The organism is Cupriavidus sp. 8B (assembly GCF_054589115.1).
The window spans coordinates 1-20,516 of record NZ_BAAILO010000286.1; the positions used below are offsets into that span (position 1 = coordinate 1).

General features: G+C 66.8%; 16 protein-coding genes. 7 read left to right on the top strand and 9 right to left on the bottom strand.

Annotated features, from left to right (window positions below; all coding sequences use genetic code 11):
* Positions 1 to 200: 200 nt before the first annotated feature.
* The 3 genes from ACYP5B_RS27885 to ACYP5B_RS27895 all read right to left on the bottom strand — a co-directional run bounded on the left by ACYP5B_RS27885 (position 201) and on the right by ACYP5B_RS27895 (position 4,174).
* A complete protein-coding gene (locus ACYP5B_RS27885; protein WP_459571852.1) occupies positions 201 to 3,245 on the bottom strand; it encodes an FAD-binding and (Fe-S)-binding domain-containing protein in 3,045 nt (1,014 codons plus the stop codon).
* Between the two features lie 72 nt (positions 3,246 to 3,317).
* A complete protein-coding gene (locus ACYP5B_RS27890; RefSeq protein ID WP_459571853.1) occupies positions 3,318 to 4,007 on the bottom strand; it encodes a GntR family transcriptional regulator in 690 nt (229 codons plus the stop codon).
* Positions 4,004 to 4,174: a hypothetical protein gene (locus ACYP5B_RS27895; protein WP_459571854.1), complete on the bottom strand. Its 171-nt coding sequence runs from the start codon at positions 4,172 to 4,174 to the stop codon at positions 4,004 to 4,006. Before ACYP5B_RS27895 ends, ACYP5B_RS27890 begins: the two co-directional genes overlap by 4 nt.
* A gap of 81 nt (positions 4,175 to 4,255) precedes the next feature.
* Here ACYP5B_RS27895 and ACYP5B_RS27900 point away from each other — a divergent pair, with 81 nt between their 5' ends.
* The 7 genes from ACYP5B_RS27900 (at position 4,256) to ACYP5B_RS27930 (ending at position 11,319) form a co-directional block, all read left to right on the top strand.
* Entirely contained in the window at positions 4,256 to 5,461 is a 1,206-nt protein-coding gene (locus ACYP5B_RS27900) for a pyridoxal-phosphate-dependent aminotransferase family protein (RefSeq protein ID WP_459571855.1), read from the top strand.
* A 127-nt stretch (positions 5,462 to 5,588) separates the two neighbouring features.
* Complete coding sequence (locus ACYP5B_RS27905; RefSeq protein WP_400097397.1) at positions 5,589 to 6,593, top strand: Bug family tripartite tricarboxylate transporter substrate binding protein; 1,005 nt, start codon at positions 5,589 to 5,591, stop codon at positions 6,591 to 6,593.
* A gap of 35 nt (positions 6,594 to 6,628) precedes the next feature.
* A complete protein-coding gene (locus ACYP5B_RS27910) occupies positions 6,629 to 7,135 on the top strand; it encodes a tripartite tricarboxylate transporter TctB family protein (RefSeq protein ID WP_400097399.1) in 507 nt (168 codons plus the stop codon).
* Between the two features lie 10 nt (positions 7,136 to 7,145).
* Positions 7,146 to 8,642, top strand: coding sequence for a tripartite tricarboxylate transporter permease (locus ACYP5B_RS27915; protein WP_459571856.1), 1,497 nt, complete (start codon positions 7,146 to 7,148; stop codon positions 8,640 to 8,642).
* Between the two features lie 58 nt (positions 8,643 to 8,700).
* Entirely contained in the window at positions 8,701 to 9,516 is an 816-nt protein-coding gene (locus tag ACYP5B_RS27920) for an enoyl-CoA hydratase/isomerase family protein (protein WP_400097403.1), read from the top strand.
* 35 nt (positions 9,517 to 9,551) lie between these two features.
* A complete protein-coding gene (locus ACYP5B_RS27925; RefSeq protein WP_459571857.1) occupies positions 9,552 to 10,778 on the top strand; it encodes a CaiB/BaiF CoA transferase family protein in 1,227 nt (408 codons plus the stop codon).
* A 61-nt stretch (positions 10,779 to 10,839) separates the two neighbouring features.
* On the top strand, positions 10,840 to 11,319 hold the full coding sequence (locus ACYP5B_RS27930) for a GNAT family N-acetyltransferase (protein ID WP_318237329.1): 480 nt from the start codon (positions 10,840 to 10,842) through the stop codon (positions 11,317 to 11,319).
* Here ACYP5B_RS27930 and trhA read toward each other — a convergent pair.
* The 6 genes from trhA to ACYP5B_RS27960 form a co-directional block, all read right to left on the bottom strand.
* Positions 11,316 to 11,933 carry a PAQR family membrane homeostasis protein TrhA gene (gene trhA, locus ACYP5B_RS27935; protein ID WP_318237330.1) on the bottom strand — a complete coding sequence of 206 codons (618 nt, stop codon included), beginning with the start codon at positions 11,931 to 11,933 and terminating at the stop codon, positions 11,316 to 11,318. The two genes, ACYP5B_RS27930 and trhA, sit on opposite strands and share 4 nt — an antisense overlap.
* Before the next feature lie 254 nt (positions 11,934 to 12,187).
* Positions 12,188 to 12,952, bottom strand: a complete 765-nt coding sequence (locus tag ACYP5B_RS27940; RefSeq protein ID WP_459571858.1) for a flagellar brake protein — start codon at positions 12,950 to 12,952, stop codon at positions 12,188 to 12,190.
* A gap of 467 nt (positions 12,953 to 13,419) precedes the next feature.
* Positions 13,420 to 15,021, bottom strand: a complete 1,602-nt coding sequence (locus ACYP5B_RS27945) for an efflux transporter outer membrane subunit (protein WP_459571859.1) — start codon at positions 15,019 to 15,021, stop codon at positions 13,420 to 13,422.
* Positions 15,022 to 15,026: 5 nt separating this feature from the next.
* Positions 15,027 to 17,012 carry a glycosyltransferase gene (locus ACYP5B_RS27950; protein WP_459571860.1) on the bottom strand — a complete coding sequence of 662 codons (1,986 nt, stop codon included), beginning with the start codon at positions 17,010 to 17,012 and terminating at the stop codon, positions 15,027 to 15,029.
* A 2-nt stretch (positions 17,013 to 17,014) separates the two neighbouring features.
* Positions 17,015 to 18,352, bottom strand: a complete 1,338-nt coding sequence (locus ACYP5B_RS27955) for a hypothetical protein (RefSeq protein ID WP_459571861.1) — start codon at positions 18,350 to 18,352, stop codon at positions 17,015 to 17,017.
* Between the two features lie 34 nt (positions 18,353 to 18,386).
* Complete coding sequence (locus tag ACYP5B_RS27960) at positions 18,387 to 19,724, bottom strand: HlyD family secretion protein (protein WP_459571862.1); 1,338 nt, start codon at positions 19,722 to 19,724, stop codon at positions 18,387 to 18,389.
* Positions 19,725 to 20,516: the final 792 nt, after the last annotated feature.

A 20,516-nucleotide genomic window follows, 5' to 3' on the forward strand; every position in this document is an offset into this window, starting at 1 on the left:
GGCGACCCGGATGCGGCGAAAGACTCCTCGCCGCATAACGGGAGATTCAAACCTTGACGGCTCGCTTCGCATCGCGCTTGGGTGATTTCCGCCTGGTGGCGGAAATCACGGCTACACCGAGTGATGCTTTGACTCTACCGCTGGTTTGCTCCCCTCTCCCACAAGCGGGAGAGGGGTGTTACGGCTGCGTGGGATTTTACTCAGGCACCCGGCTGCAGCGCCATCTCCAGCAAGCGCGCCACATGCAGTGCCTCGCGTTGCGCGCCGTCGTGGATCTGATGGCGGCAACTGGTGCCGTCCGCCACCAGCAAGGTCCGCGCATCCGCCTCGCGGATCGCCGGCAGCAGCGCTTGCTCGGCCATCGCCATGGAGGCCGCATGATGCTCGGCCTCGTAGCCGAAGCTGCCCGCCATGCCGCAGCACGACGACTCGATGAGTTGCGTCTTCAAGCCGGGAATCCACGATAGCACCTGCTGCACCGGGCGCACCGCGTCGAAGGCCTTCTGGTGGCAGTGCCCGTGCAACAGCGCATGGCTCGCCCCGAGCGCGGCAAAGGCCGGTGCGAAACGCCCGGCCGCGTGCTCGCGCACCAGGAACTCCTCGAACAGGAAAGCATGGTCCGCCAGTTGCCGGGCGGCGTCGCCGTAGCCGTACTGCAGGAACTCATCGCGCATGGTCAGCAGGCAGGACGGCTCCAGTCCCACCACGGCCACGCCGCGCGTGACGAAGGGCAGCAGCGCATCGAGCGTGCGGCGCGCCTCCGCCTTGGCCTGGTCCACCAGCCCGGCCGCGAGGAACGTGCGGCCGCAGCATAGCGCGCGCTGTCCCGGCACGGCGCCCAGGTGCACGGTGTAGCCGGCGGCTTCCAGCACGCGTTGCGCGGCACGTGCATTGGCCGGTTCCATGTGGTTGTTGAAGGTGTCGACGAAGAGCAGTACCTCCTTGCCGCCGGGCTCCACCGCTGGTTGGGCAGGCTGGCTTGCGCGCGCGCTGCCAAGGAACGCCGGTTGCCATTGCGGCAGCGAGCGCCGCGCCGATAGCCCCAGCAGCCTCTCGCTCAGCCGCGCCAGCAGCGGTACCCGGTCGCGCAGGTTAAAGAGCCATGGCAGGCGGCTGGCCAGGCCGGCGTAGCGCGGCATCCATGCCACCAGCCGGTCGCGCGCGGAAAGCCGCCCGGCGCTGGCGTGGGCGGCGCGCACCTCGATCTTCATCTTGGCCATGTCGACGCCGGTGGGGCAGTCGCGTTTGCAGCCCTTGCACGAGACGCACAGGTCCAGTGCTTCCTTGACCGCGGGTTCGAGCAGCCCTTGCGGGCCGAGCTGCCCGGAGAGCGCGAGGCGCAGCGTATTGGCGCGGCCGCGCGTCAGGTGCTGTTCGTCGCGCGTGATGCGGTAGCTCGGGCACATGGTGCCGGCATCGAACTTGCGGCAGTGGCCGTTGTTGTTGCACATCTCCACGGCGGCAGCGAAGCCGTTCGCCGGGTCCAGTCCGGTGCCCGGCGCGCTCTCTACTTCGGTGACCGGATCGCGCGTGACGTTCCAGGCCGACCAGTCGAGCGTGCCGCGAAACGGCGCCACCGTGTAGCCCGGCGCAAAGCGGAACAGCGCCGCCTGGTCCATGCGCGGCGTGCGCACGATCTTGCCGGGATTGCAGCGGTGCTGCGGATCGAACAGCGCCTTCACTTCCTCGAAGGCATGGTTCAGCGCCGGGCCGAACTGCCAGGCCACCCATTCGCCGCGGCACAGGCCATCGCCGTGCTCGCCCGAGTACGCGCCCTTGTACTCGCGCACCAAGGCGGCGGCCTCTTCGGCAATCGCGCGCATCTTGGCGGCGCCGTCCCGGCGCATGTCCAGGATGGGCCGCACATGCAGCGTGGCCACGCTGGCGTGCGCATACCAGGTGCCGCGCGTGCCGTGCTTGTGGAAGACCTCGGTCAGCCGGCTGGTGTACTCGGCCAGGTGCTCCAGCGGCACCGCGCAATCTTCGATAAAGGAGACCGGCTTGCCGTCGCCCCTCATGCTCATCATGATGTTCAGGCCGGCCTTGCGCACTTCCCACAGCGCCTTCTGCGGTTCGGCCTGCGCCATCTCCACCACCGAGCCGGGCAGGCCCAGGTCCGCCATCAGCTCCACGAGCTGCGCGAGGTCGCGCAGGCAATCGTCGCGATCCTCTCCAGCAAACTCCACCAGCAGGATGGCTTCGGGCTCGCCCACCAGCGCGCGATCGATCACCGGGCGGAACGCCGGGTTGCGCCGCGAGAGGTCGATCATGGTGCGGTCGACCAGCTCCACCGCGCACGGGCGCAGCTTGACGATATGGCGCGTCAGATCCATTGCCTGGAAGAAGGTGGGGAAGTTCACCACGCCCAGCGTCTTGTGCACGGGCAGCGCCGCAAGCTGCAGGGTGATGCGCTTGAAGTAGGCGAGCGTGCCTTCGGAGCCCACCAGCAGGTGCGCCAGGTTGACGCTGCCATCCAGCGTGTAGGGCCGCTCGCTTTGGGGATGGAACAGGTCCAGGTTATAGCCACCCACGCGGCGCAGTACCTTGGGGTACATCTGCGCGATGGCTTCGCGCTCGCGCTCGGCGATGCGCTTTACGCCATCGGCAATGTGGCGGTGTGCGGCGCCTTCCTGCGGCCAGGCCGCGTCGAAGCGCACCTCCTCACCGCTGGCGAGGATGGCGTCGATGCCCAGCACGTTGTGCACCATATTGCCGTACTGGATCGAGCGCGAGCCGCAGGAGTTGTTGCCCGCCATGCCGCCGATCGTGCATTGCGCGGCGGTGGACACATCCACGGGAAACCACAGCCCGTGCGGCTTGAGCCAGGCATTGAGATGATCGAGCACGATGCCCGGCTGGACGGTGACCGTGCGCGCTGCCGCATCGAACTCGATGATCTGGTTGAGCCACTTGCTGTTGTCGATCACCAGCGCCTCGCCGACTGTCTGCCCGCACTGGCTGGTGCCGGCACCGCGCGGCAGCAGCGCAGCCTTCAGGTCGCGGGCAATGTCCAGCGCCAGGCGCGCGTCGGCCTCGTCGCGTGGTACCACCACGCCCAGCGGCATGACCTGGTAGATGGAGGCATCGGTGGCGTAGCGGCCGCGGCTGGCGGTGTCGAACAGCACGTCGCCGCGCAGCTCGGCGGCTAGGCGCTGGTATAGCGTGGAGCCGGGGCTCGCTGCGCACGGGCGCCTCGGCACAAACTGCAGGGGCTGAACGCTGGCGCTACGGGTGGGCAATGCCATGGGCTGTCTCCTCCTTTTGGGGGGCGTGGCCATGGCGCTGCCGTGCCGGCGCTGGCGCCGGCGCATCACGCGTCAGGCCACGTCCTGCTGTCGGTCCAGTTCCGCGATCAAGGCGTCGCGTTTGTTCTTGAGGTGCTTGCGCAGGATCTCACGCAGCGCCGCGCCATCGCGCGCGGCCAGCGCGTCGAGCATGGCGCCGTGCTCGCGCACGGCCATGTCCCACTTGTCCTGGTCGAAGTTCGAGCGAAACCGCAGCGCCTGGATACGCAGGTTGATGCGGCGATAGGTCTCCTCCAGGATCGGGTTACGCGCCGCCGCGTTGATCGCGTCGTGGATGCGGCGGTTCAGGCTGTAGTAGTTCGGCAGGTCGCGCCGCGCGTGGCAGGCCAGCATCTCGAAATGCAGCGCGCGGATCTCGTTGAGTTCCGGCTCGCTGATGCGCTCGCACGCCAGCTCGCCGGACATCGCCTCCAGCCCGCCCATCATCTCGAACAGGTAGTCGATGGTCTCGCGCGAGAGCAGCACCACCTCGGCGCCGCGGTTGGGCAGCAGCGTAATCAGGCCGTCGCCGGCCAGCACCTTGAAGGCCTCGCGCAGTGGCGTGCGCGAGACCTGGAGCTGGTCGCACAGCACGCGCTCGTTGAGCCGGGTGCCCGGGGCGAGGTCGCCCTCGACAATCATCGTCCGCAAACGCTGGGCCACCGCCACATGCAATATCTGGCGGTCGACGGCGAGGGCTTCGGGAGGCGAGATCATGTTCATGGCTTGACAATATTGTATTCAAAATCTACATTGGGGCAAGCAAGAACTAAAACCAAGCCCGCCCGAAAGCATCGCGGCACCACCGCCGCTCCCCTGAAAGCCCCGGACAATGCATTGTATGTATTGATTTGATTGGGGTTTTTACTGGATTGCAGGTGCAGCGCCATACCCACATTATCCCGTATCACGAAGCCGCAGTGCGTTATTGTTTTTTGGATACAAAATTCAAATAAAGACTGAGAGGTGACATGGTTCGTTTGAATTCACACCCCAGCGGGCGCCATTTCCTGCAGATTCCCGGACCCACCAACGTGCCCGACCGCGTGCTGCGGGCCATCGACCATCCCACCATCGATCACCGCGGCCCGGAGTTCCAGCAACTCGGCAAGAAGGTACTGGCCGATGTGCGCAAGATCTTCCAGACCGTGCAGCCGGTGGTGATCTACCCCGCGTCCGGCACCGGCGCATGGGAGGCCGCGCTGGTCAACACGCTCTCGCCCGGCGACCGCGTGCTGATGTTCGAGACCGGGCATTTCGCTTCACTGTGGAAGAAGATGGCCGAGAAGCTCGGCCTGCAACCCGAGTTCCTGGTCGGCGACTGGCGCCACGGCGTGGACGCCGCCGCCATCGGCGCGCACCTGGTCGCCGACAGCGCGCATGCCATCAAGGCGGTGTGCGTGGTGCACAACGAGACCTCCACCGGCGTGACCTCGGACATCGCCGCCGTGCGCCGCGCCATCGACGCGGCAGGGCATCCGGCGTTGCTGCTGGTGGATACGATTTCCTCGCTCGGCTCCATCGACTACCGCCATGACGAATGGGGCGTGGACGTGACCGTGTCCGGCTCGCAGAAGGGCCTGATGCTCCCGCCCGGCCTGTCGTTCAACGCAGTCAGCCCGAAGGCGATCGCAGCTATGTCCTCGGCCCGGCTGCCGCGCGCGTTCTGGGGCTGGGATGAAATCATCGAGGCAAACAAGAACGGCTACTGGTCCTACACGCCCGCCACCAACCTGCTCTATGGCCTGTCCGAAGCCTGCGACATGCTTCTCGAGGAGGGCCTTGCCAATGTGTTCGCGCGCCACCAGCGCCACGCCGAAGCCGCGCGCAGCGCGGTGCGCGCGTGGGGCCTGGAGATCCTGTGCCAGAACCCCGCGGAGTACAGCCCGGCGCTGACCGCGGTGCTGCTGCCGGAAGGCCACAACGCCGATGCCTTGCGCAAGGTCGTGCTGCAGCATTTCAATATGTCGCTGGGGCAGGGGCTGTCGAAGCTGTCAGGCAAGGTGTTTCGCATCGGGCATCTCGGCGATTTCAACGATCTCACCTTGATGGGCACGCTCGCCGGGGTGGAGATGGGGCTGGCGCTGGCCGGCATCCCGTACCGGCCCGGCGGCGTGCAGGCCGCGCTGGACAGCCTGCGCGCCACCGCCGTGCCGCATGGCCTGAACGCAGCATGAGCGCGCCACGATACGTGTAGCGGCAAGAAGCAAGCACGGGCGCGGTGCCACCGCGCCCGTCCGGCATGCGCCGATGCGTCGGCAGACCACACAGAACGCACGGCATTCCAACCAAAGGAGACAAGTCATGACTTTGCGTTTGACCTTGCGTGCGCTCGCGTGCGCCTCGCTGCTTGGCACGGCTGTGATGAGCGCCCCCGCGCTCGCGTGGGAGCCGACCAAGCCGGTGGAGATCGTGGTGCCGTTCAGCGCGGGCGGCGCGTCCGACCAGATGGCGCGCTCGATCCAGGGCATCATCGCCAAGCACAAGCTCATGGCCCAGCCGATCATCGTTCTCAACAAGGCGGGCGCCAGCGGCGCCGAAGGCCTGATGGACACCAAGGCGTCGCGCGGCGACGCGCACAAGCTGCTGGTGACTTCGTCCGCGTTGTACACGGTGCCGATGATCAGCCAGCTGCCGTTCAACTGGCGCGACCTCACGCCGGTGGCCATGGTCGCCCTCGATGAGTTCGTGCTTTGGACCAACGCCGAGTCGCCCTACAAGACGCCCGCTGACTTCCTGGCCGAGGCCAAAAAGAACCCCGGCAAGATGAAGATGGGCGGCACCAGCTCCAAGCGCGAGGACCAGATCATCACCGCGCAGGTGGAACGCAAGGCCGGTGCCAAGTTCATCTACATCCCCTACAAGGGCGGCGGCGAGGCCGCCACGCAGCTCTCCGGCAAGCACATCGACGCCAACGTCAACAACCCGTCGGAGTCCATCGGCCAGTGGCGCGCCGGCGAGCACCGTGCGCTGTGCGTGTTCGCGCCGGCGCGCATGGACTACTCGGGCAAGATCACCGCCACGCAGAGCTGGGGCGATATTCCTACCTGCAAGGAGCAGGGGCTCGACGTGCAGTACCAGATGCTGCGCGTCTTCATGCTGCCCGGCGGCGTCACGCCTGACCAGCAGAAGTACTACGTGGAGCTGATGCAAAAGGTGGTGGCCACGCCGGAGTGGAAGGAATACCTGGAGAAGAACGCGCTGAAGAACGAGTTTTTGTCGGGGCAGAAGCTGGTCGATTTCCTGGGCGCGGACGAGAACCGGCATAAGGACATCATCAAGGAAGCGGGCTTCGTGGCGGCACGCTAAGCGCGCCTGGCAACCCCCGCACAGGAGACACCCGCATGAACGACAACCCGCAAGGCCATGCCGGCGCGGCCGCGATATCGGTGCGCACCGCCGAGATCGCGGTCGCGCTGCTGATTGCCGCAGGCGCGGTGGTGGTGATGGTCAGCAACTACCGCATCGGCGCCGGCTGGGCGCCGGATGGCCCGGAGGCCGGCTACTTCCCGCTGCGCATCGGCGCCATCATCTTCGTGTCCTGCCTGGCCGTGCTGTGGCAGGCGCGGCGCATCGATGCCAGCCAGACCTTCGTCACCTGGGCACAGCTGCGCCAGGTGGCCGTGATCGTGGTGCCACTGACGGCCTACGTGGGGCTGATTTCCGTACTTGGCATCTACGTGGCATCGACCATCTTCATCGCCGGCTTCATGGTGGCCATCGGCAAGTTCGCCTGGTGGAAATCCGTGCTGATGGGCGTGGCGATCAATCTCGTGCTGTTCTGGGTGTTCGAGCTGCAGTTCCGCGTGCCGCTGCCCAAGGGCCCGCTCGAAGCGGCTTTCGGTTTCTGAGGGGCGGGCCATGGAAGAACTCAATTCACTGATGGGCGGCTTCGCCGTCGCCATGTCATGGCATAACGTGGGGCTGATGCTGATCGGCATCTTGCTGGGCATCGTGGTGGGCGTGCTGCCCGGCCTGGGTGGCCCCAACGGCGTGGCCATCCTGCTGCCGCTGACCTTCACCATGGAGCCCACATCAGCCATCATCATGCTGTCGTGCATCTACTGGGGCGCACTGTTCGGCGGCGCCATCACCTCCATCCTGTTCAACATCCCGGGCGAGGCGTGGTCGGTGGCCACCACCTTCGATGGCTATCCGATGGCGCAGAACGGCGAGGCCGGACGGGCGCTGACCTCCGCCTTCACCGGCTCCTTCGTCGGCGCGCTGGCCGGCGTGCTGCTCATCACCTTCCTCGCGCCGCTGGTGGCCAGGTTCGCGCTGCGCTTCGGGCCGCCGGAATTCTTCGCGGTGTACTTCCTTACCTTCTGCAGCTTTATCGGCATGGGCAAGGAGAGCAAGCCCAAGATCCTGATCGCGATGTGCGTGGGCTTTGCGCTGGCGGCAGTGGGCATGGACACGGTGTCCGGCACCCTGCGCATGACCTTCGGCTCCACCGAACTGCTGCGCGGCTTTGACTTCCTGGTGGTGGTGATCGGCCTGTTCGGCATCAGCGAGATCCTGATGACGATGGAAGAGGGCATCGCCTTTCGGGGCAAGCGTGCCAACATCGATCTCAAGGTAGTGCTCAAGACCTGGGCCAGCCTGCCGCGTCATTGGCTCACGCTGGTGCGCTCGTCGATCATCGGGTGCTGGCTGGGCGTCACACCCGGCGGTGCCACCGCCGCCTCCTTCATGGGCTACGGCGTGGCCAAGCGTTTCGCGCGAGATCCGTCCAGCTTCGGCAAAGGCAATATCGAAGGCGTGATCGCGCCGGAAGCGGCGGCGCACGCGGCGGGCACCAGCGCGCTGCTGCCAATGCTGGCGCTGGGCATCCCCGGCTCGGCCACGGCGGCGGTGCTGCTGGGCGGCCTGATGATCTGGGGGCTGCAGCCGGGGCCGCTGCTGTTTACCGAGCAGAAGACCTTTGTCTGGGGCCTGATCGCCAGCATGTACCTCGGCAATATCGCCGGCCTGCTGGTGGTGCTGTCCACGGTGCCGCTGTTCGCCGCCATCCTGCGGATTCCCTTCGCCATCATCGCGCCGCTGATCCTGGTGGTGTGCGCGATCGGCGCGTTCACCGTGCACAACGCGCTGTTCGATGTCTGGCTGATGCTGATCTTTGGCGTGGTCGGCTATGTGCTCAAGAAGCTGGAGTACCCGCTGGCGCCGCTGGTGCTCGCCCTGGTGCTGGGCGACCGCGCTGAGGATGCGTTCCGCCAGACCATGCTGATCTCCTCGGGCAGCATGGACGTATTCTGGTCCAACGGCCTGGTGGGCACCATCATGGCGCTGGCGGTGACCAGCCTCGTGTGGCCGCTGATCGGCGGGCTGCGTGAGCGGCGCCGCGCCATGGCGTGATGGACGAGTACCGGGGGCATTTCCAAGAGACATGGGACATGGGACAGGAGAACCGATCATGACCGCAAGCCCGGCTCCGCCGGATGGCGCCAGCGACAGCGCGCCGCTGCTGCTCGAGCGCGATGGCGCCATCGCCACCGTGGTGCTCAACCGCCCTGCCAAGCTCAACGCCTTCACAGTGTCCATGTGGCAACAGCTTGGCGACACCTTCCGCACGCTGTCCGGCGATGCCTCCGTGCGCTGCGTGATCGTGCGCGGCGCGGGCGAACGCGCCTTCTCGCCCGGCAACGATATTTCCGAATTCGCCACCGCGCGCGCCAACAAGCAACAGGCCATCGTCTACGGCCGCGTGATGCACGGCACCGCGCAAGCCATCCTCGACTGCCCGCATCCCGTGGTGGCGCAGATCCATGGCATCTGCGTGGGCGGCGGGCTGGAGGTCGCGGCCATGGCGGATATCCGCATATGCGGCGAGAGCAGCCGCTTTGGCGCACCGATAAAAAACCTCGGGCTGGTGATGGCGCACGCCGAGATGGCGCCGCTGATCCGGCTGGTGGGCGAGGCCCGCACGCTGGAGCTGCTGTTCGAGGGCCGCATCATCGGGGCGGCCGAGGCGCATGGCATGGGCCTGGTCTCGCGCGTGGTGCCGGATGCGCAGGTGGCAGCCGAGGCGCGCGCCACGGCGCAGCGCATCGCCAGCGGCGCGCCGCTGGTGGCGAGGTGGCACAAGAAGTTCGCGCGCCAGCTCGCAGCCGGCAAGACGCTGTCGGCCGGCGAGCTCGACGAAGCCTTCGACTGCTTCGATACCGAGGACTTCCGCCAGGGGTTCCGGTCATTCCTGGCCAAGGAAACGCCGCGCTTTAGCGGCCGCTGAAGCGGCTTGCCGCATTCTTCCGGAGTCAACAAGCTATGCAAGACACAACCCCGGCGCCCGGCGCGCTGGCCGGCATGCGCGTGCTGGAGCTCGCGCAGATCATGGCCGGCCCCACCTGCGGCATGATGCTGGCCGACCTTGGCGCCGAGGTGATCAAGATCGAGAAGACGGATGGCGGCGACGATGCGCGCGGCTATCGCGAGCCGCAGATCAACGGCGTGTCGGCGCCCTTCCTGATGCTCAATCGCAACAAGCGTGCCATCGCGCTGGACCTCAAGACGCCGGAGGGACGCGCGGTATTCCTGCGCATGGTGAAAGACGCCGACGTGGTGATCGAGAACTTCCGCAAGGGCACGCTGGAAAAACTCGGGCTTGGCTACGACACGCTCTCGCAGCACAACCCCGGCCTGATCTACTGCGCCATCTCCGGCTACGGCCGCACCGGCCCGGCCGCCGACAAAGGCGGCTTCGACCTGATCGCGCAGGGTTTCACCGGCCTGATGAGCATCACCGGCGAGCAAGGGGGGCCGCCGCTGCGCACCGGCAATTCGATTGCCGACATCAACGCCGGCATCCTGGCCGCGTTCGGCATCCTCGCGGCCTACCAGCACAAGCAGAAGACCGGGCGCGGCCAGGTGGTCGAGGCTTCGCTGATCGAGGCCGGGCTGCAGCAGCTCTACTGGCATGCCGCCATCCACTTCGCCACCGGCGAGTCGCCGGGGCCGAGCGGCTCCGCGCATATCCTGGCCACGCCCTACCAGGCGTTTCCCACGCAGGACGGCCACATCATCATCGGCGGCGCCAACGAGAAGAACTGGGAGCGCATCGCGCAGGTGCTGGGCAAGCCCGAGTGGCTGGACGATCCGCGCTACCGCCTGAACGCCGATCGCATGCGCCATCGCGACAGCCTGCTGCCGGCCATTGGAGAGATCCTCAGCACGCAGCCATCGGCGCACTGGCTCGCCGAGTTCGACCGGGCCGGCGTGCCGGTGGGGCCGGTGCATTCCATCGGCGAGGCGCTCAGCCATCCGCAAACGCTGGCGCGCGGCATGGTGGTGGAGCAGGACCACGCGCAGGCCGGCCCGATCAAGACGCTCGGCCTGCCCGTGCAGCTGTCCGAGACGCCGGCGCGGTACCTGCGCCCGGCACCCAGGCTGGGCGAGCATACGCGCGCGTTGCTGGCCGAGTATGGCTATGGCGATGAGGAGATCGAAGCGATGCTGGCGGCGGGAGCCGTGCGGGAGACTGCCGCGGTGCAATGAGGATGTGGCGCGCTGGCCCGCGCTATGACAAACTGGCCGGCTATCATCAGCCCGATCCACCATGGAAACGTTGGTCATTCGCCGAGCCGGCACCGAAGACGCTGCCGCCATCAGCGCGCTTGCCATGAGCGTCGCGCACTACTTCACGATCGAGCCATCCGGGGCCGGCGCGGAAGGCTTTCTCGCCAGCCTCTCGCCGGAAGCGATAGCCGGATATGTCGCCAGCCCGCGCTTCCACTATCTGGTTGCCTACCGTGGCGAGCAACTGGCCGGCATCCTTGCGCTGCGAGACGCCAGCCACCTATTCCACCTGTTCGTCGCGCCACAGATGCATCGGACCGGCGTTGCCGGATCCCTGTGGCAAGCCGCCAGCCAGGCCGCGACCGCCACCGGCGAGGTGCGTGAATTCACCGTGAATTCGAGCCCGTTCGCAACCGTTGTGTACGAGCGCTTCGGCTTCCGGTCCGTCGGGCCCCGCGCCGAGACAAAAGGCATCGCCTATGTGCCGATGCGCCTGGCACTTGAGGACGCCAGGGGCTAGCCCACGTACCAGAGTATGCTGACGAACTGGCAGGCACTGCCGGCCAGCACGAACAGGTGCCAGATGCCGTGGAAGTGCCGCACGCGCTCGTCGAACAGGAAGAACCCGATGCCTGCCGTGTAGAGCGCGCCGCCCGCCACCAGCCAGTACAGGCCGGCAGCCGGCAGCGCCGCCACCAGCGGGCCGAAGGCAAACAGGACCAGCCAGCCCATCAGCACATAGATCAGCAGCGAGAGCACGCGTGTGCGGTGGCCAATCAGGAGCTCCTGCGCGATGCCGATCGCCGCCAGTCCCCAGTTCACCCCGAACAGCGTCCAGCCCCAGGGCCCGCGCAGCGTCACCAGCGCGAAGGGCGTATAGCTGCCGGCGATCAGCAGGTAGATGGCGCAGTAGTCGAGCCGCCGCAGGATGTCCTTCGGGCGGCCGCGCAGGCTGTGATAGAGCGTGGAGATGGTGTAGAGGAACACCAGCGTGGTGCCATAGACCACGGAGCTGACTACCTTCCAGGCGTCGTGGTAGAGGGCCGAGGTGGTGACCAGCACTGCTGTGCCGGCGGCGGCGAGAATGGCGCCGGCCAGGTGGCTGTAGCCGTTGAAACGTTCTCCGCGGTACATGTCGTTCGTTCTCCTGTTGTGGTCGCTGGGTGGGCGATGGTTTGCAGGGGGCTTTATTTGGTATGTTGCGGTGCGTTATGGGGGGTATTTTTGCATGGAAATGGGGGCGGGGTAGCCACGGTCCCATTCGCATCCCGTGGGGGTGGCCCTTGCGGGCCCGCCGTTGGGGCTGCTGGCGGGGGCCTATCGGCGAAACCGACTTGTTGCTGGTGACGGCGTACTACGGCCCTCTGCAGCCTTGGCGCCCATCGTGCTCATTCGCGGCCCGCCAGTTCGATGCGGTAGACCAGCCGCTGGAGGAAGGTCCGCTGACCGGGGGCGAGAGCGACAAAGGTGCAGCCGATGTGATGCATGGTACTCTGGCCTTCCCAGGCTAGACCGTGCCCGACCACCTGGAGGTCGAACTCCAGTTCGCCCTGGCTGCGAAAGTCAAGCCTGCACTTCTGCAAGATCGTTCCCGCCGGAAACCGGTCGGTAAGCGCATCCTTGGAGCGAAGGCCCACACCGGACAGCGAGATGTCGGCGATATCCAGCTGCAGAAGTTGGTGGTCGGGTGTGTGTAGCTCCCAGCGTTCGCCCAAAGCGGCCTGCGGTCGTGCACGAGGCTGGCGGCGGCGCTCGAAATGGTAGAGCTCAGATGGGAAGGTTGCGGCGCAGGCCGGGCCGCCCTGATACTTGATCAGGTATGGTCTGCCGATGATGAATTCAATCCTGACATCGCGCAGCACAGCGGAGACGGCAATCTCGTCCGATGTCAGCAGCAGATGCCGCTCGGCATCCGTGCGGCATCCGTCGAAGATGAGCGTACAGGCTACGGGGTCAACCTTCAGCAATGTGGTGGCAATCTTGTAGCCGTCGCGCGCACCTAGTCGAACAACGCACTTCAACCAAGCGAGATCGAGCAGCACCGCACTGATTTGTATGGGAAGGGTCAACCGTTGGCAGTCATCCAATGGGCCAATGCTTGGCGCTTGCGTGCTATTGGGTTGATGCTTGGCATTGGAATTGTTGAGGCTCACGAAAATCCTTCAATAGAAAAGGGAATCGACGAGGGCTGCTTTTCGATTCTAGCGGCGGTTTGGGTGTGCGGGCAGCCCCAACAAAGACCTTTGGGTGCATCGCCGCGACACGACGGATAACGGCAGAAAGCAGCAAGACTTCAGCCCCTGAGTTGGAAGGGGCAAGCAAGTAAGGTGTGGGCCACACGACGAGCAGCCACTGCTCGGGGCGCAGGCGTGCCTTGCCGCTATTGCCGCCGGCGTGGCGCACGCGTACGGCGGCAAAGCGCCCGCTGAGCGTTTCGTCATCACACACTCTAGCCATGTGGTCGCCGGCCTCGCCAGCCAGGCGCAGGCAGCCGAGCTGAGAATCTCTCGGCGCCATGTCTGATCAAGGTGTCGGACGCCTACATGAGCGCTCCGGTGCGCATCATGTTCGTGGGCAAGGAGACAAACGGGCGGCGGGTAGCCGTCATCCTTGTACGGCTTCAGCGCGTCGGCAAGACGGCGGCACCCTGCGCCACCGCGGGCGGCGATGCTGCCGACGAAGTGGCTGGCGCGCTTGCAATAGCCGGGGCGCTGGAGGACGGCGTACCCGGGGACGTAGATGAGGACGCAGCCGTGGCTGCCGGCGCATTGCCACGCGCAACCGTGCGCTCCGACCACCCTCCACCGAGCGCCTTGTACAGCGCGACACGGCTGGTCAGGCGGGCCAGCCGGATGGTGGCCAGGGTCTGCTGCGCGGTGTAAAGCTGGCGCTGGGCATCGAAGACCGAGAAATAATCGTCCACGCCGTTCTTGAAGCGCATCTCCGACAGCCGCTGGGTTTCGCCCACTTCCTTGACCAGGGTCTCCTGCGCCGCCGCCTGGCGATCGTAGGTACCCCGCGCGGCCAGGCCATCGGCCACTTCGCGAAAGGCGGTCTGTATCGTCTTTTCATAAGCGGCGATATTGATGTCCTTCTGCACCTTGGAGGCGTCAAGCCGGGCTTGGTTGCTGCCGGCATTGAAGATCGGCATGGTGATCTGCGGCGCGAAAGTCCACGCGCCCATGCCTGCCGCGAACAGGCCAGACAGGTTGGTACTGGCGGTGCCGACCGCGGCGGTCAGCGAAATGGTCGGGAAGAAGGCCGCCCGCGCCGCGCCGATATCGGCGTTGGCCGCTTTCAGGCGGTGTTCGGCTGCCATGATGTCCGGTCTTTGCTGCAGCAATGCCGACGGCAGGCCAGCAGGCAGCTCGGCGACCAGGCCGGGCGATTCGAACGGCTCGCCCGGCGGCAGGTCTTGTGGCAGTGGGCCGCCGATCAGCAGGCCGAGGGCGTTCTCATCCTGCGCCACCTGCCGCGTGAATTGCTCCACGCCCACGCGTGCGGTTTGCACCTGGGTATCGGCGCGGTGCAGGTCGAGCTGCGCCATGGCGCCCGCGCGTTTGCCGCGCCCTACCATTTCCGCGGCGGCCTGCTGGCTCTTCAGCGTGTCTTCGGATATTTGCAGCAGTGCCTGGTCGGCGCGCCAGGTCAGGTAAGCGCTGGCGACTTCGGCAACCAGGCTGATGTGGGCGCTGCGGCGCGCTTCCTCGGTGGCGAGGTACTGCTCCAGCGCCTCGTGCTTGAGGCTGCGTACGCGCCCGAAGAAATCCAGCTCGAACGCGTTGAAGCCGACGCCCGCGCTGTACTGGTTGATGACGGACGACTGTCCAGGTGCGCGCAGGTCGCTGGGCACGCGCTGGCTGACCAAGCCCGCGCTGGCGTCGATCGCGGGGAACTGCGCGGCACGCTGGATGCGGTACTGGGCACGCGCCTGTTCGATGGCGAGACTGGCAACGCGCAGATCGCGGTTGTTGGCCAGCGCCAGCTCGATCAGGCGCCGCAGGCGCGCATCGGCGAAGAAATCCTGCCAGCCGAGGTCGGCGCCGGCGGTGTTCGCATTGGCCGCCGCCGGCGTGCCGGGGGCGTAGGCGGGGCCGGTGGGCCATGCCTGCGGCACCGGCTGCGCGGGACGCTGGTAAGTGGGCTCCAGGGTGCAGGCGGCGAGGGCTAGCGGCAGGGCGGCGCAGAGGGCGCGCAGGGTCGGGCTGGGGGTCTTGTGCATGGGATTCAACCGGAAAAGGCGCGCCACATAAGCCGCGAGATGGCCAGCCGGGGATTGCCCCGGTGGGCGATGTTGTGACCGGGCTCGCTGAAGAGCAGGCGGATCAGGCGATGGCGCGTGGCCATATCCAGATGCAGGGCGAGCCCGAGCAGCTTGCCTTGCCGGCGCGCGATCCGGCAGGGGACCCACCCTGTCGCCTCCATCCAGACCGCGCCCTCGGCACCGACAGGTATCGCCGGCGCCATCGCGCTGGTAATGGCGACGCCATTGCAGGACAGGTTTACGGTGGTGGCGGTGTATTCGTGCCCGGCGCAGGCCACCTTGCCGTTGATGCGCAGCAGCGCCCGCTCGTGATGGGGAAAGCGTTCCTCCTTGCGGGGCCGTGGCAGTTCCACGCAGACCAGCAGCGAAGTCAGGTAGAGCACCATCGACACGGCGGTCCAGGCGACGTTGAAGACGAGTCCCGACGCGGCTGCATCGGCGGCCACCGCGCGCGCCAGGCCCATGCCGGAAAGCACGATCAGGCAGCCATACAGCGCGGCGAACTTGCCATGAATCACAAGCTTGCTGCGGTCCAGCCCCTTGTTGGTGACCTTGAAAGGACGCCCGAACGGTTTGAAGAATGCGCTGATCAAAGTCGCCGTGACCGCCAGCGAGGCGACGATCTGCGTGACCTCGGTAAAGATGGGCAGCGCGCGCGAGCCCGTTACCCAGATGCTGTAGGCCCAGTAGAGCAGCAGCGCGGGCACGCCGTAGGCAAGGAACTGCATCGGCTCGCCATACAGGGTCGGCACATCGAAGTACCAGTACAGCAAAGGCCCGGCGAGCAGCATCAGGGTGAAAGGCCGGCTCAGCCAGTGCAGCAGGCCATGCACGTAGTGCAGGCGTTGCCCCAGCGTGTAGCCGCGCCCGCGCAGCGGCCCGTCGGCCGTGAGCGCGACCTGGATCGTGCCCAGGCCCCACCGGCTGCGCTGGCTGATGTATTCGGGCAGGCCTTCGGCGGACAAGCCCACGCTCAGGCGTTCGTTGAGCCAGCGCGTGATGTAGCCGTGCGGCATCAGGCGGTAGGTCAGGTGGATATCCTCGGTGACCGTGCCGGTGGGAAAGCCGCCGATCAGCCCCAGCAGGTCGCGCCGGACCACGAAGGAGGTACCGATGCAAAAGGCGGTGCCCCAGGCATCCTTGGCGGGCTGCATCACATCGAAGAAGGCGCGCTGCTCGTCGACCCAGCATTCGGTCGAGCGCAGGTTGTACTGGATCGGGTCCGCGTTGTAGTAGAACTGCGGCGTCTGCACCACGCCTACCTTGGGGTCGCCGAACAGGCCGATGGTGCGCAGCAGGATGTTCTTGTTAGGGGCGAAGTCGGCGTCGAGCACCATGATGTAGGGCGCGCCGCCGCCATGCTCCGCGCGCGCGCTATGGCGCAGCCCGTTGTTGAGGTTGCCGGCCTTGGCGTGCGTGTTGTCGGGGCGCGTGACATAGCTGGCGCCAACCTGCGCGCAGAACGCTTTCAGCCAGTCGCGGCGGGTGTCGTCGAGCACCCACACGCGAAAATCCGGATAGTCGATCGCCAGCGCGGCAACGATGGTCTTCTCCAGGATCTCCAGCCCTTCGTTGTAGGTGGCAATGAAAATATCCACCCGCGGCACCGAGCGGCTGCGCCGCAGCGCGGCCTCGCCCGCGTCCGCCGCCGGCGTATGGTTGCTGCCGCGGGTCAGCGTGACGATGGAGATCAGCGTGTAGCTGATCGTCATCAATTCGAACCCGAAGAAGACGTGCGCCCACAGGCTCGGGAAGGTCATGTGCCAATCGGGCAGTGTCTGGGTCCAGCGCCAGGCGATGTAGACCAGCAGCAGCGTTGCGGTGATGGCGCCGAACACGCTGCGGTCCGAGGCGCTGGCGCGGTCCCCCCGCATGCAAAGCCAAGCCAGCAGCAGGGTGGCGGCGTTGATGACGAGCAGCGTCCTGCCATCGAGGAAGAATTCGAACATGGTTACTCCTGGCGCGGGGAGGCAGGATCGGCGCCGCCGCAAGTGGCCTGCAGGCATCCGGATGGACGGAACGGGTTCCAGCCTGCCGCCGCCAGCACGGCCCATGCGGTCGCGCCGAGGTGCGGCAGGTGGTAGTAGTAGAAATCCTCCGTGGTGGATGTCGGCCCGATCGAGAGGCCGGTGCGGATGCGTTGCTCCGGCGTGGCGTAGAGCAGGCCGGAAGGCGCGCGCTGCGATAGCAGCAGCGGCCACAGCGCGGCGGTGTCCTGCGCGCGGTTGCTGGCGCGCAGCACCAGCGCGGCCTGGCCGGTGCCCTCCGTCCAGACGCCGTCGGGGTTGCCGTTGAAGCCGTAGCCGCCCTTGACGCCATGGCGCTCGCGGGTCCAGTCCAGGCCCCTGCGCCAGTCCGCGGGCGGCTCCGGGATGGCGACCAGCGGCCACAGCACCGCGTCGAGCGCCGACGGGCTGCTGTTGAGGGAGCGGCCATCGTCGCGCGTGCCGATGACGAAGCGGCCTTCGCGCGGCTGCCACATCGCCTCGACGAAGCCGCGCGCGCGCCGCGCCGCCGCCGGCCAGCGCGGATCGTCGCTGCGCCGCGCCAGCCAGCTGAACGCGGCATAGGCATCCACGTTGTGCTCGGTGGATTTCCAGGTCTGGCGCACCGGGCTGGGCTCTTCGCCGAAGTAGCCGCCGATAAAGCCGCCCGGGGCGCCGGCATCGAACAGGGTGGCGTCGACCCAGCCCATCAGCGCGCCGGCGCTGTCGAGATAGCGGCGTTCGTGGGTGGCGTCGTAGACGGCCAGCAGCATCAGCGCGGCCCATGCCACATTGCCGGTGGCGGTGCCGGCCTGGTAGGCGTCCTCGAACCAGCGCTGGCTCGGCGTGTCCCACCAGCCGGGCAGGGGTGCGGGGCCAGCCGGCAACGCGCCGGCGCGATAGGCATTACGCAGGCGGCCATCGTGGTAGTGACGGTCGCGCGCGCTGGCCGCCACCATGGCATCGGCAATGCGGCGCGCATCGCCGACGCGGTGGCAGGCCACCAGCGCCACGCCGGCGAGCGCGTTGTCGTAGACGAATGCCGCCTGCTGCAGGGCGGGCGCGAGCGGGCCTTGCCCAGGCGCCGGTTCGTAGCTGCCGAGCATCGCCGGGCCCTGGCCCGGCACCGCCGCGACCCGCGCGGCAATGGCCTGGCATGCGCCCGCCAGCAACTGCTCCCGCGCTTGCGGTGGCGGCGCCTGCGCGCCGGCGGCGTGCGATGCCAGCATTGTGGCCAGCCCCGTCACGCTGGCCAGCAGCGGCGGCAGCAGCCAGCGGCGTAAGCTAAGTGAAGCCCTGATCATGGCGGTCTCGTGCCTTGCGTCGGGTTTGCGGCCATCAGATCAGCGTGCGCATGTGGCCCCACCACGGCTGGTCCAGGCTGACCTTGGCCCAGCGGCCCATCGCGCAGCGGTCCGCCGAGGTGGCCGCGCCCTGTTGCGGCGGCGCCGGCAGCGGCTTGTCCAGCTTGGCGATCAGGTAGATCTCGTTTTTCTCGATGGGCGGGAACGGCACGAAGTAACGCGCTTGCTCGCCATCCGGCGCGCGCGGCAGGATCTCGGCCACCTTGCCGGACATTGGCGCGCCAACGCCGTCCACGCGCACCGTGACCTTGGCGCCGGGCAACATATCGTTGCTCAGGCTGCGCGGGAATACCGCCACCACGCGGGGTTGCGCGCAGTTGGTACTGCGCAGCAACGTCGCGCCGGCCGCGACGCGCGTGCCCGGCGGCGCGAGCACGTCCTGGACCATGCCCGTATCGTAGGCCTTGATATCCAGGTTGGACATGCGCTGCAGACGCTGCTCTTCCTCCGCGATCAAGGTGTCGACCGACTTGCCGTACTGCTCGAGCTGGGTCAGCTCCGCCTGGAGCTGGGTGATCTCCGCCGTCAGCTCGTCATGCCGCTGCGCCAGCGTGGACACCGCGCCGTCGGTGCTGGAGAGATACACCTTGCCCTTGGCCGCCTGGCTGCTGCTGAGCGCGTTGTCGAGTTCGGCACGTATCGCCTCCTTGGAGTTCGACAGGATCGACAACTGGTAGCGCGAGGCATTGGTGTAGGCCTCGCTGACCGCGCCCGCCCATTGCATGGCCTGGTTGCGGTTCACCACGTCCTCCTGCTGGTCTACCTGTTCCCTGGCGACCGCCATGCGCGCTTCGATCCCACGGATCTTGGCGGCATGCTCGGCCTGCGCGGCAGCCTGGTACTTCTTCGTCTCCTGGTCGGTTGCGGCGAGGCGGCTCTGGTCGCCTTCGAGCTTGGCCTTGGCGGCGTCGTAGCGTTGCTGGGTGTCGAGCTTCTTGCCGGTCAGTTCGACCAGCAGCGCGCGGTCGATATTGGGATTCTGCACGCTCATCAGCGTGTCTCCGGGCGCGAAGGATGTCCCCACCGCAACGTGCTGGCCAGCGACAACGCCTTCGACCGGCGTGGTGACCAGGTTGACCGGACCATCGACCACGGCGCGTTCCGATGAGCGCGTGAACACGGGCGGGAACATCACGGTCAGGATCACCCAGACGATGAAGATGGCCACGGCGTAGCTGGTCAGGCGTGGCACCATATGCCAGAGCGGGCGTTTGCTCAGTTCGCGGCCGCCTCTCGCGGGTGCCAGTTCGTCCGTGCGTAGTGTTGGCAGATGCGTGGCCGGCGGGCGGCTGTGTTCCAGTTTTTCGCTCATGGCATCCTCTTTGGCAAGTTCGCGCGATGCGGGTTCGCAAAGACAAACGGCAAGCCGATAGCATCGGGCGTGTCCGCGAGACCGCTCGTTCCTGGTAAAACATGTCCCCCAATTTATTTATCCGCGATGCGTTGTGTTGCAGCCCAGCCGGGCCGCTTGCGCACCTTTGTGTGGGCCGGGGCGTACCGGTCCGTTGATTGCCCGCGCTCCGGCTGACCGCCGGCGTGGGGCGATTGCGCATGGCCCAATGGCCATAAACGACACTCGCGAATGCGCAGGACTCGTGTTCGCTGTGCGTTGGCAAGTGAATGAAGGCTAGCCAAGAAGACCGGCGGCTGCTGTAAAAAGATGTAAGAGCAGCATGTCACACCGTTGATTGCGCCGGCATCTGCCATCCCCTTTTCTGTGCGCGCGGAGGCGTGGCTTTCACATTTATCCGGCCAGATTTTCGAAGGATGAGGTTCTTCGTCCAGATCATCGGTGCATTATTTCGTGCAGCAGCACGATCGTTTTTCTTTGTAATGTGCGCGCGTGTCACGCGAGCTCGCAGTGAACGCCATGGAGCTGGACTGCCCTTGGCATCATTGTCGGCCTGCGCCGGCCCCCAGCTTGCTGACAAGCCAGGGGCATTGGCCGAACCGACAGGATTCGCCATGAGCGTTTGGAATGACGACGGCTGTCGCTCCCTCTCCCCTCACGGGGAGAGGGTTGGGGAGAGGGGCGGTTTGGCTAGGAGCCACCTGAAGCGAAGCCCGTGGTGTTTTCCAGCACGCGGGCGTGACGAGCGCCCGG